Origin of the sequence: Pedobacter endophyticus, from assembly GCF_015679185.1 — a bacterium.
GTDB lineage: Bacteria > Bacteroidota > Bacteroidia > Sphingobacteriales > Sphingobacteriaceae > Pedobacter > Pedobacter endophyticus.
This window is the reverse complement of the sequence record NZ_CP064939.1, coordinates 825,381-836,769: the sequence shown is the minus strand read 5'-3', so window position 1 is coordinate 836,769 and position 11,389 is coordinate 825,381. Positions and strand designations below refer to the sequence as shown.

General features: G+C 40.0%; 11 protein-coding genes. 3 read left to right on the top strand and 8 right to left on the bottom strand.

Going from position 1 to position 11,389, the window contains the following annotated elements:
- Window positions 1-3: 3 nt before the first annotated feature.
- The 8 genes from IZT61_RS03380 to trpS all read right to left on the bottom strand — a co-directional run bounded on the left by IZT61_RS03380 (window position 4) and on the right by trpS (window position 9,278).
- A complete protein-coding gene (locus tag IZT61_RS03380) occupies window positions 4-1,620 on the bottom strand; it encodes a CTP synthase (RefSeq protein ID WP_196099789.1) in 1,617 nt (538 codons plus the stop codon).
- Window positions 1,621-1,802: 182 nt separating this feature from the next.
- The gene (locus tag IZT61_RS03375; protein ID WP_196099788.1) at window positions 1,803-2,561 is read right to left on the bottom strand and encodes a GLPGLI family protein; all 759 of its coding nucleotides are present in this window, start codon (window positions 2,559-2,561) and stop codon (window positions 1,803-1,805) included.
- 4 nt (window positions 2,562-2,565) lie between these two features.
- Window positions 2,566-5,340 (bottom strand): outer membrane beta-barrel protein, encoded by a 2,775-nt coding sequence (locus IZT61_RS03370; protein ID WP_196099787.1) that lies wholly within the window; start codon window positions 5,338-5,340, stop codon window positions 2,566-2,568.
- Window positions 5,341-5,768: 428 nt separating this feature from the next.
- Window positions 5,769-6,230: an HAD domain-containing protein gene (locus tag IZT61_RS03365; protein WP_196099786.1), complete on the bottom strand. Its 462-nt coding sequence runs from the start codon at window positions 6,228-6,230 to the stop codon at window positions 5,769-5,771.
- Window positions 6,231-6,246: 16 nt separating this feature from the next.
- Window positions 6,247-6,630, bottom strand: coding sequence for a hypothetical protein (locus IZT61_RS03360; protein ID WP_196099785.1), 384 nt, complete (start codon window positions 6,628-6,630; stop codon window positions 6,247-6,249).
- A 215-nt stretch (window positions 6,631-6,845) separates the two neighbouring features.
- Window positions 6,846-7,388 carry a hypothetical protein gene (locus IZT61_RS03355; protein ID WP_196099784.1) on the bottom strand — a complete coding sequence of 181 codons (543 nt, stop codon included), beginning with the start codon at window positions 7,386-7,388 and terminating at the stop codon, window positions 6,846-6,848.
- Between the two features lie 189 nt (window positions 7,389-7,577).
- Complete coding sequence (locus IZT61_RS03350; protein WP_196099783.1) at window positions 7,578-8,192, bottom strand: deoxynucleoside kinase; 615 nt, start codon at window positions 8,190-8,192, stop codon at window positions 7,578-7,580.
- Between the two features lie 87 nt (window positions 8,193-8,279).
- The gene (trpS, locus tag IZT61_RS03345) at window positions 8,280-9,278 is read right to left on the bottom strand and encodes a tryptophan--tRNA ligase (RefSeq protein ID WP_196099782.1); all 999 of its coding nucleotides are present in this window, start codon (window positions 9,276-9,278) and stop codon (window positions 8,280-8,282) included.
- Window positions 9,279-9,454: 176 nt separating this feature from the next.
- Between trpS and IZT61_RS03340 the strand changes: the two genes are divergently transcribed.
- The 3 genes from IZT61_RS03340 to IZT61_RS03330 all read left to right on the top strand — a co-directional run bounded on the left by IZT61_RS03340 (window position 9,455) and on the right by IZT61_RS03330 (window position 11,346).
- Window positions 9,455-10,180, top strand: a complete 726-nt coding sequence (locus IZT61_RS03340; protein WP_196099781.1) for a lysophospholipid acyltransferase family protein — start codon at window positions 9,455-9,457, stop codon at window positions 10,178-10,180.
- A 1-nt stretch (window position 10,181) separates the two neighbouring features.
- The gene (gene gatC, locus IZT61_RS03335; protein WP_196099780.1) at window positions 10,182-10,472 is read left to right on the top strand and encodes an Asp-tRNA(Asn)/Glu-tRNA(Gln) amidotransferase subunit GatC; all 291 of its coding nucleotides are present in this window, start codon (window positions 10,182-10,184) and stop codon (window positions 10,470-10,472) included.
- A gap of 115 nt (window positions 10,473-10,587) precedes the next feature.
- Window positions 10,588-11,346 (top strand): ABC transporter ATP-binding protein, encoded by a 759-nt coding sequence (locus IZT61_RS03330; protein WP_196099779.1) that lies wholly within the window; start codon window positions 10,588-10,590, stop codon window positions 11,344-11,346.
- Window positions 11,347-11,389 lie beyond the last annotated feature (43 nt).

Here is an 11,389-nt window from a genome sequence, read left to right as displayed (position 1 = left end):
TTTTTAATTCGTTTTCTTTTTCGCAAACTCCATCGCAGCGGCGACAAATTTAACAAAAAGTGGGTGAGGATTAGCTACTGTTGATTTTAATTCTGGGTGAAACTGGCCACCAACAAAAAAGGGATGGTTTTTAAGCTCAACAATTTCTACCAGATTTGTTTGTGGATTGATGCCTGAAGCAATCATTCCTGCTTCCTCGTATTGCTTTAAATAGTCGTTATTAAACTCGTAACGATGGCGGTGGCGCTCATTAATGTGCTGCTTGCCGTATATAGCAAACGCCTTTGTGCCTTTTTTGATATCGCAAGGATAGGAGCCTAAACGCATTGTTCCGCCCATGTTTACGATGTTCTTCTGCTCCTCCATCATGTTGATCACAGGATTTGCGGCTTCGGGATCAATTTCGGTGGTATGCGCACCTGTTAAGCCCAAAACGTTACGTCCAAACTCAATAACCGCACACTGCATGCCGAGGCAAATACCGAAGAAAGGGACATTGTTTTCGCGTACATATTTAATGGTATCGATTTTTCCCTCAATACCGCGGCTACCGAAGCCCGGAGCAACCAAAATGCCTTGTAAATGACCAAGTTTTTCTTTTACGTTGTCAGGAAAAATCCCTTCCGAGTGGATGTATTCAACCCTTACCTTGCATTCATTTTTCGATCCGGCGTGTACAAACGATTCGATAATCGATTTATAGGCGTCGGGCAATTCTACATATTTACCCACCAACCCGATTTTAACCTCAGCAGTCGGGTTTTTTAAGCGACCAAGAAAATCCTTCCAGCTTTCCATATCCGGATCGCTTTTGGTTGGCAACTTTAATTTCGATAACACCGTTTTATCTAACTGTTCTTTCAACATCAACAAAGGCACATCGTAAATTGTGGATGCATCCATCGATTCGACAACCGCATTGATGTTAACGTTACAAAATAGTGCTATTTTTTTTCTCAAATCGGGCCCAAGGTGGTGCTCGGTTCTACAAACCAAAATATCGGGTTGAATTCCGTATTCCAATAAAGCTTTAACTGAGTGTTGTGTCGGTTTCGTTTTTAATTCGCCGGCAGCGGCCAGATAAGGCACCAATGTTAAGTGAATTACAATGGCATTAGAGCTGCCTTCTTCCCATTTAAACTGACGAACCGCTTCGATAAACGGCAACGATTCGATATCGCCAACGGTACCGCCAAGCTCCGTAATTACAATGTCGTAATCGCCGCTTTCGCCTAATATGCGCATATTGCGTTTAATCTCGTCGGTAATATGTGGAACAACTTGTACAGTTTTGCCCAAATACTCGCCCTTACGCTCTTTGCTAATCACGTTTTGATAAATACGACCGGTAGTGATGTTGTTTGCCTGCGATGTTGGAACGTTTAGGAAACGCTCATAATGACCAAGATCTAAATCGGTTTCTGCACCATCTTCAGTAACAAAGCATTCGCCATGCTCGTACGGATTTAAAGTTCCGGGATCGATATTAATGTAAGGATCGAATTTTTGAATGGTTACACGATAGCCTCGTGCCTGCAAAAGTTTAGCTAAAGATGCGGAAATGATGCCCTTACCCAAAGAGGAAGTAACACCGCCCGTAACAAAAATATACTTAGTCATGTTTGTGATTTTTTACAGCAGATTGTATTAATTGCTGCTTTTTGTACGGGATACAAAGGTAGGAAAATTCCTTGTTTGAACAGATTTAAAATTGAGATATTTTAAAAATGATAATGGCGTGTTTTTCAGAAAATTAGATGTTTGGAGAAGGGATTTGATTACAGGGAGGCTCTTGATGTTACTTAAAGCAGAAGATTATAGATCTGTTTTTTGATGTCTTCTATCTTTGAAGGGTTCTTTTTATCATCGTAGCGGGTGTAAAGATCTACCATTTTTTGAAAATCTTTCTCGCTGGTTGTTTTTCTGCCTTTCTCCGGGGGCGAAATGGTTAATACCGGAACATTTTTGGCCTCTATTTTGGTGGCAAACCAAGTGGTATTATATCTTGGGATAGCGAGCCCCAATATCATTCCGGGTAAACCGGTAAATCCCTCCGGGCCGCCTTTCAATAGCATTTCGTCGGTGTAAAACGCTACAACGGTAACGGTATCATTAATTACGGCTATTGCCTTGCGGCATTCGTAACCTGCAATAGTGCGTACATCGTGCATAATTTTCCAATGGAGCTGTGGTATCGTATCATTCAAAATAAAATCTTCCCCTCTAATGGTTTTTCGCAATATTCGGTTCTTCTTACCAAAGTTGGTATAAAGTTCATTGGTATTATCGTTCGAAAAAAAGAAGCTGTTGTCACTTAGCGTTTCTTTAGGCTTGGCTTTGTAAATAGAGGTGCTATCGTTAAAAACGTACTCCCAATTAGAGATCAAATATTTGTTCATCTTATCTTTAGCGTCATCAGGAATCCAGGTATTTGCGGCCAGCCGCTGTTTTTGGTTTATCTTTTTTTCAAAAGTGATTTTGGCGCTTTTTATAAAGACCGTTTGCGCCTCGGCCATCGTAACTGTTAAACTCAGTAAAATAAGCAATGTTAGTTGTTTCATCCCTTTATTTTTTGTCTTGTTGAGTGAAATTGCCCGTTAAGTTATAAGTAAGCCCAATTAAAACATAACGTGGAATAAAGCTATTTGTGCTTTCACTAATGGTGTTTCCACCCACATAGCGGTTATAGCCAATTTTTTCGGCCAGAATATCCGAAATCGATATTTTGAGCTCCAATTCTTGTGCTTTGAGCATCTTTTTTGATAGATAGGCATTCCACAGTGCAATATTTACGGGCCTGCTAAAAGATGAGTTTGCCGGCTGGTATGATAATGAAATCGAGGTATCGAACTCGAAATTGTATGGGAGCTGTATATTGCCCGAAATTTCGTGATCGTGATTAAAGTTTTTTCCGTCATTTATAGATCCGATCGATGAGCTGCTGTTTGAAAACATAAACGTTGGAGTATATTGTATCCGAACCTTATCTCCATAATAGCTAAAACGAGGGCTCAGGCGCAAGCTGCTTCTTTCCTGTTTATTGAGTTGGCTGTTCAAAATAGAAACTGACGTCGATTTGTTGTAACTGCCATTAAAACCGGTGCTAAAGTGTAATTTACTGAAGGTTTTATTAATGCTTGCACCGCCATAATAGCTGTTTGTGCCATCCAGATTGATATAACTGCTGGTGGTTTTATTCACATCGTCTACTATCCTCGAGCTCACGATTGCATTTTTTGTGAAGTTGTAACCACCATAAAATGAGGCAAACATTTGCGATTTTTGCTGGTAGGTATTCAGGTTGAAGTTGACGTTGTTATTAAATGAGGGCTTCAAATTCGGATTGCCCTTAATTTCGTAAAGTGGGTTATTAATTTGCCTGAGGGGCTGCAGCTGATCTAAGCTTGGTTGGCGGGTATTGCCGTAATAATTTATGTAGGCGTTTGTGTTTCTGCCAAGCTTATAGGTAAAGGTGCTTTGGGGAGCCCAATTGATGTAATTGCGGTTAAACTTATTGTTTCTGTCTAAATCGTTAAACTCGAAAGTGGTTTGTATGGCTTCTGTACCGCCAGAGAGGGTAAACTTTTTTGCCCTGAACTGTAAGACCGCTTTGCCAATGTTCGAAAAATTATTGAAATCGAAGTTATTACTTAACGAATCGATTCGTTTGTTGTTCATCGATTTATCAAAAACCAACTTGCTGCTGTTTGAAGTTACGGTTTTAAAGCTGTAAGCGGTTTGCAAAGTAAACTGCTTGCTTAAGGGCTCAGTGTACGATATTTTACTAGCTAACGAAGTCTCGCTGCCCGAATTGTCGTTCAAAAAGTCCTGATTTACAGTTCTGTTGTTTACGCCGTTTGCATCGTAGTAATTGGTAACACTTAAGCTGTTTCCGAAGCTGTTACCTCTTTTTGTCTCCGGTTGCAAATCGACAGACAGCGTTCTACCTCGTTTTAGAAATTTCTTTGTGTAGTTTATATTGCCGTTGAACAGTTGATCATCATCTTCGTTACGATTTAGCTGCTTACTGTTGTTTACAAACTGGTCTGTCCCGTTTTTGGTTTCGTTATTGCTCGCAAAGTCGTTATGGCTTCTGTTTTTACTTCCGGCGAACGATATTTTCAAAGTAGATAAGGAATCCAGGTTTAAATCGACACTTCCTTTAAGGCTTTGTCTTTGGCTTTTAACGTTACTGTTGGCATTGCTGGCGCTGAAAAAATTGGTTCCGTCAGGTAATAAAGACTGGCTGTTGGATGTCGTTCTATCTGTAATATCCTTGCTGTTGCCACTAAAATTCAGTTTTAGGCCGACTTTGTTTTCGTTCCATTTGTCAGAAAAATGTGCGCCATAATTCGTTACATCAGGCAAGCCATTGCTAGGAGAAAAACTATCGTCATCTCTTCCGCCATAACTGATCATCACCGTACTGCCGTCATCGCCTACCTGAATAACATCATAGTCATTGCCTTTCAGCTTGCTCATTGCCGCACTTGCTTTCGAGTTTTGGTTTGTATTCGAATTAAACCCAAATGCCGCTGCCTTGAGCTTCCCTTTATAAATGCCCGCCATTCCACCAATATTTCTGAAATGTTTGAGGTCACTGTTTGCGTCGATGGTGCTCAGGTAGCCATTCTTGGCGTTATCCTTCAGTTTGATGTTCATCACCTTTTCCTTTGAGTCTCCGCTTTTTATGCCCGTTAATTCTTCTTCTTTAGTTTTTTTATCGTAAACCTGCACTTCTTTAACAGCGTTGGCTTTTAAATATTTAGAGGCCAGGAGGGGATCATCACCAAAAAATTCTTCACCATCAACCAAAAGTGTATTCACGTCTTTTCCGCCGGCTTTAATTGCACCATCTCTATCAACTTCAATTCCGGGCAGGCGCCTCAGCAAATCCTGAACATTGGCGTGCGGTTTTACGGCAAAGCTGTCTGCCTGATAGGTTATTGTATCGCCCTTCATGCTAATCGCCTGCTTTTGCGCCTTAATTACTACTTCATTTAAAAGCGTTGCCCTACTATCCATTGCAATATCGCCCAGGTTAAATTTTGAGGTGTCTGATAGCTGGATATCTCTTATATAATCGGCCATTTTAGGGAAGGTAACTAACAAGGTGTAGGTACCTTTTTGTAAGTTGGCGAGCTGAAACGTACCATTGGCACCGGCCCGAACATCTTTAACTAAAACCGAATCTTTACTCCTGATGAGTAATATGGAGCTGTTCTGTAGCTTCCTTTTCTCAACCGTATCAATTACCACACCTTTAATACTTGCTTTTTGAGCCAGACCGGGAAGAAAAAAAATAAACAAGAAAACAACAGTGAGGAATTGCTTAAGCATGCTTTGTTAAAGAAACGTTAATAAATAGTTTGTTTGGCTTGATTAAGTGAAGTTAAAACTATTTATTTAGTTATCCAAGTAATATGAGGTTTATTTTTAAAAAGGTGAAGGATAGATTAAGTTGGTAGAGGTGAAGTAGCCCACGCTGTCATCATTATTTATAAATGCTTAGAAATAAATTGATTGGTAATTCAGAATAAGATACCAACGGTCGCCATGCTGTCCCGAAGCTTCGAGATCAGCACCTTTCTTGCTATAAAGACGCTAATCCCGCACGTACGTGACAGAGTGACGAGGCGGTTAACCAGGACGCTTAAGATTTTTTCCGCCATTAACGTCACTGCTATTGATTTTTTTTCGGAAAATGAACACTCAGCACGACAAAACTTCCGCTGTCATTGCTGGCTTGATTCTGAAATGTCGTATACTTAAACCAGGTTGGGATTTGCAAGCGCTATTACCTCATCGGCAATGTCTTGCGTTAAACCAACAGAGGCACTTGTTTGTACCAACCGACTTTTAATGAGTGCGGGTAAGTCGTTTAACGATTTGTCGTCATCTAAAATAATAAAGTTATCGAGATCTGCTTTGGTGTTGAACCAATTAATGATTTCGTTTTTTTTATTGAGGTTGTTGGTATTATCGTTTAGCCTTTTTACCGTATTTACATTAACACCCCTCTTATTAAAAATCTCCCGCCAATCGGCCAAAGTGTATTTAAATTTATGCGAGGTTGTTAAAACGATTTCAAAAACGTGTTCTTTAAGAATTTTATTCAGGGCTTCAATTGCTTTCGGACTAAACTCAACAAAGCCATCCTCTAAAATCTCAGGTCTTCTCCACGAGTTAGCAGGCACCATCACTCCGTCAATATCCAGTAATAAAAGCATAACTCAAATTTACGTTTTATTTCGTCATTTCGACGATCTTTTCCAGAGGGATGTCGTTGTACTTAGCATCCATTAAATTTATTCTTTTTATTTTGCTGGCACGGTCCCAATCTGTAGTAACAAACTTCACTTCGCTCCATTTATACATTATTGTTGCCTTGTTTTTCCGGGTTTTGGTTTTTCCGATTTCAATGTTGGCTATAATGGAGCTTACATACCTATGATGACCATCTATTATTAATTTACCACAAACTTTAATCTTGTTAAAGTCTATCCCAAGAACCATTTTTTTATAAATTCTGTTGATAATAGGTATTGAAAGTTTGGCCTGCGTTGGAGCTAGCTCAACATTGTGTTTATTTAAAATTTCGTGGATTTCAATAGCTGTTAATTTTCCCATTGTGTTTTTGTTATAATTTTTAATGGGATGTTTTAAGGTAGATCAACTTGAACATATCATGTTGAAATTGAGGGATATTAGAATGATTGGGTTTACAATTGCATTAAGCGCCTTTATCTGTGTAAAATGTCGTTAATAAGTGTCGCCCTAAGCGGAGTTAAGGCCAATGCGATAGGCTTCGACTCGCTCAGTCTAACAAAGCATCGTTAATAACACTAACAACACTTGTAATAGATTTTTACCTTTTTATCTTTTTCACTCCAGGCAATATAGATATTATTTTCTTTGCCCAGGCGATATTTGAAACCGTTCAATTCAGATTTTTTGAGTTCCTCGTAAAGTCCTTTATCCGGTACATAGTTGTCGGCCTCATTATCCGGTAATACCGCTGGCTCTAAAAAATTATCCTCAGCAAAAAAGTTATCGGCAATAGTTTTTAAGAAAACGATCTGGTCTTTCTCTTTCGATAAATCGACATTTGGGTCGGTACTTCCGAGCAAATCGGTACCCTTTATTTTGGTGTTGTATATTTCGGCCCCTTTAGCGTTTTTGATGGTGAAGTTGAACACCATTTCTTCGGGTTTTCTTCCTGTTAATTCTAATTTGAAAGTATCAAGCGTCGCCAAATCCGAAAAAGACTTAGCCATGCGCTGGTCTACGTTCTTAAATTCGATCCCATCAGCTTCTTTTTTGCTATCCGTATTGCAGGAAACGGCAAATAAAGCACTAAAAACAACGAAGAGCAGTAATTTTCTCATAAATCAAAACTACAAATTTTCTTTAAGTTGAAGAGACTAGGTAAATTGTTTCAATCGCAGAATTGGTTAATTGTTTAATTGCTCATTGCCAACTCCCAACTCTCAACTCCCAACTCCCAACTCCCAACTCCCAATCGCCAACTCCCAACTCTCAACTCCCAACTCTCAATTGCCAACTCCCAAACTACCTTAAAACAATCCGTTTATTTCAGCTTCGATTGCTTGAATAACCGTTCCCAAATCTTCCGGATTATTTGTGAAATCGAGCTTGTCTTTATCTAAAATCAATAATTTGCCCAGTTTGTAACCCTTTATCCAGGCTTCGTATTTTTCATTCAGTTTAGATAAATAATCGATTCTGATGCCTGCTTCATACTCACGGCCGCGACGTTGAATATTGTTTACCAATGTAGGCACAGAAGCACGAAGGTAAACTAGTAAATCAGGAGGTTTGATAAACGAGGTGATGTTATCGAAAATAGCCCGGTAATTATCATGATCTCGAGTGGTCATCAAAGCCATATCGTGCAGGTTTTCTGCAAAAATGTGCGCGTCCTCGTAAATCGTCCTATCCTGAATAACATTGCGTTTATTTACTTCAATATCAGTGATTTGTTGGAAGCGGCTGTTTAAAAAGTAGATTTGAAGGTTAAAGCTCCAGCGTTTCATGTCGCTATAAAAATCTTCCAGATAGGGGTTGTTGTCTACAGCTTCGTATAAAGCTTCCCATCCATAATTTTTTGCCAATAAGCCAGTTAAAGTGGTTTTACCAGCGCCAATATTTCCTACGATTGCTATGTGCATACTTTTAGATGTGAGATTTGAGATTTGAGACGTGAGATTTGAGATTGGTCTCAAATCTCCAATCTAGCTTCTCCAATCTATTTTAAATTAAAAACTTTTGAAACCTATTAAACTGCGTACTTGTTTAATGGTTTTCTGTGCGCTTTCGCGAGCCTTTAAGGCACCATGCTTGGCCACCTGCCTCAAGTAAGAATCATCTTTGGCAATATCCTGAATGCGCTCGCGCATCGGCGCCGTTGCAATAATCATATCTTCGGCCAGTTGTTTCTTAAAATCGCCATAACGGATCTGCATTTTGTTATACAAGTCGTCGAAATGCTGGTGTGTATCAGCGCTTGAAACCACTTTCATTAAGTCGAAAAGATTTTGAATGGGCTCTGGTTTGGCCTGGTTTTCTTCGGTCGGGCCAGCATCGCTAACGGCTCTCATTACCTTTTTACGAATCGTTTCGGGATCATCAGACAAGTAAACCGCATTGCCTTCGCCTTCAGATTTGCCCATTTTGCCTTTTCCATCCAATCCCGGCACTTTTACCAGTTTGTCGGCATAAGTAAAGGCGTAAGGCTCAGCAAAATATTCGGTGTTATACAATCGGTTGAAACGGTTGCCAAAAGTACGGGCCATTTCCAAATGCTGTTCCTGGTCTTTCCCAACCGGAACCTTTGTAGCCTTATGAATTAAAATATCGGCGGCCATTAGCACCGGGTAGGTTAACAATCCGGCATTTACATTATCCGGGTTTGCCCTCACTTTATCTTTAAATGAAGTACTGCGCTCCAATTCGCCCATATAGGCATTCATATTCAGGTACAAATAGAGCTCGGCAATTTCCGGAACATCGCTTTGAATATAAATGGTGCTGTTTTCAGGATCAATTCCGCTTGCTAAATATTCTACCAGCACATGCTTAATATTTCCATGTAAATCGGCAGGGGTAGGGTGGGTTGTTAGTGAGTGTAAATCGGCGATAAAAAAGTAGCAATTATAATCGTTTTGCATTTGCACAAAGTTTTTTACTGCGCCGTAATAGTTCCCTAAATGTAATTTTCCCGTTGAGCGAATACCGCTAACCACTGTTTCTTTCATAATGGCACGAAATTAAAAATAAAAAGCTTCTTATGCATAAGATGTAGGCAATTTTTATCGGCCTGCTCATTCCGTAAATTTTTCTTAGCCGGTAATAACATCATCTTATTTCGTCTGCTACAAAAACAGAACAGATAAATTGATATTGTGAAGGGATTTTTTATTTTTGGATGGTTATGGTTCATTTTCTACGACAAGCGCACAGAGTTTGGTTTCTGTTTTTGATATTCCTTCTTTTTGCCCTTTTTTATCCTTTTTATTACCTGTTTTCTCGTAACGAGAAGTATTACGGGTTACTCAACTTTTGCAGAAAAGCAAACAGCTTTCTCAGCAGCTTTTTTTCGGGCGTTTATTTTTCGTTTACCTTTGAAGAAAGGCTTAGCGATGACCAAACGTACATTTATTGCGCAAACCACAGCTCCAATCTCGATATCATGATCTTCTGCATTATGTGCAGTGGAAAGTATCATTTTATGGGAAAAGAGGAGTTGCGCAATAATCCGGTTTTAGGGATATTTTTTAAAACGATCGACCTTGCGGTAAACCGCGAGAGCAAGATGTCGGCATTTCGGGCGTTTAAAAAGGCCGGCGAAAATTTGGAAAAGGGCATGAGCCTGATCATCTTCCCGGAAGGAAAAATTGACGATCATTATCCGCCAAAGTTGTGCGAATTTAAGAATGGTCCTTTCCGTTTGGCCATCGAAAAGAATATTCAGTTGGTGCCGGTAAGTATAACAAATGTGTGGAAAATAAACTGGGACGACGGCGCAAAGTATGGAAGTAAGCCGGGAATTTGCGATATTTACGTCCACAAGCCAATCAATACGGCAGTTTTAGCCATCGAAGATTCGGATGTATTGAAAGAAAAGGTTTTCCAATTGATTGATAGTAAGCTGGTATAGCATGAATTTAGACGAAAAAACGATATATAAAATAGCCGATTTGGCCCGCATCCATATCGACGAAAAAGAGGTTGATGCACTGATCCCTGAAATGAACAAGATTTTATCGTTCATGGAGAAACTGAACGAACTTGATACTTCAAATGTTAAGCCGCTGGTTTATATGAATGAAGCGACCAATGTTTGGCGTGAAGACGTGGTGAAACAGGAAATTTCGACTTTCGACGGTTTGAAGAACGCGGCAAAACATAACGATCGCTTTTTTATGGTTCCCAAAATTATCGAGAAATAACAATCAAATTGTGGCGAGGGGAGTTGTTGTTTCCGTCACCCGGCGCTTCGTTGTTAATATTATCATTGCCCGATGTAACATCTTCACCTTTGTGCGTGTCTAAAAAAGAAAAAACATGGAGAAACCCCTAATTACCATTAAAGAAATTGGCCGTAAATACGTAATCGGATCAGAAGTTATCCATGCTTTAAAATCGGTTTCTTTAGATATCAATAAAGGTGAGTTCGTTGCTTTAATGGGTCCTTCGGGATCAGGAAAATCGACGCTGATGAATATTTTGGGTTGTTTAGATACGCCCACAACCGGAACTTACATCCTAAACGGCACCAATGTGAGCCACATGAGCGATGATGCCTTGGCCGAGGTAAGAAATCAGGAAATTGGTTTCGTTTTCCAAACCTTTAATTTACTACCCCGCTCAACCTCGTTAGATAATGTAGCATTGCCCCTGATTTACGCTGGTAATAGTAAGAAAGACCGCGAAACCAGGGCAGCTAAAGCCTTAGAAAACGTTGGCCTGGGAAATAGAATGGACCATAAACCGAATGAACTTTCTGGTGGACAACGTCAGCGTGTTGCCGTAGCCCGTGCCTTAATCAACGATCCGTCGATTATACTTGCCGATGAGCCCACAGGTAACTTAGATACCAAAACTTCAATCGAAATTATGGGCTTGCTCGAAGAAATTCATAGCAAAGGAAACACCATCATTTTGGTTACCCACGAGGAAGATATTGCCCAACACGCCCACCGAATTGTGCGTATGCGGGATGGCTTAATTGAAAACGATTACGTGAACACCGATGTTAAGAGCGTTTCGCCGCGACTGCAGGCACTAAAAGACAGTGGCAGCGACTGGGAAAAAATTAGTTAGGGTTTAGGGTAGAGGGTATGAAATATAGGGTAGAGGGTTTACG

Coding starts and splice junctions, on each gene's coding strand:
- IZT61_RS03380 (WP_196099789.1), bottom strand. CDS start 1,620: ATGACTAAGTATATTTTTGTTACGGGCGGTGTTACTTCCTCTTTGGGT.
- IZT61_RS03375 (WP_196099788.1), bottom strand. CDS start 2,561: ATGAAACAACTAACATTGCTTATTTTACTGAGTTTAACAGTTACGATG.
- IZT61_RS03370 (WP_196099787.1), bottom strand. CDS start 5,340: ATGCTTAAGCAATTCCTCACTGTTGTTTTCTTGTTTATTTTTTTTCTT.
- IZT61_RS03365 (WP_196099786.1), bottom strand. CDS start 6,230: ATGCTTTTATTACTGGATATTGACGGAGTGATGGTGCCTGCTAACTCG.
- IZT61_RS03360 (WP_196099785.1), bottom strand. CDS start 6,630: ATGGGAAAATTAACAGCTATTGAAATCCACGAAATTTTAAATAAACAC.
- IZT61_RS03355 (WP_196099784.1), bottom strand. CDS start 7,388: ATGAGAAAATTACTGCTCTTCGTTGTTTTTAGTGCTTTATTTGCCGTT.
- IZT61_RS03350 (WP_196099783.1), bottom strand. CDS start 8,192: ATGCACATAGCAATCGTAGGAAATATTGGCGCTGGTAAAACCACTTTA.
- trpS (WP_196099782.1), bottom strand. CDS start 9,278: ATGAAAGAAACAGTGGTTAGCGGTATTCGCTCAACGGGAAAATTACAT.
- IZT61_RS03340 (WP_196099781.1), top strand. CDS start 9,455: ATGGTTCATTTTCTACGACAAGCGCACAGAGTTTGGTTTCTGTTTTTG.
- gatC (WP_196099780.1), top strand. CDS start 10,182: ATGAATTTAGACGAAAAAACGATATATAAAATAGCCGATTTGGCCCGC.
- IZT61_RS03330 (WP_196099779.1), top strand. CDS start 10,588: ATGGAGAAACCCCTAATTACCATTAAAGAAATTGGCCGTAAATACGTA.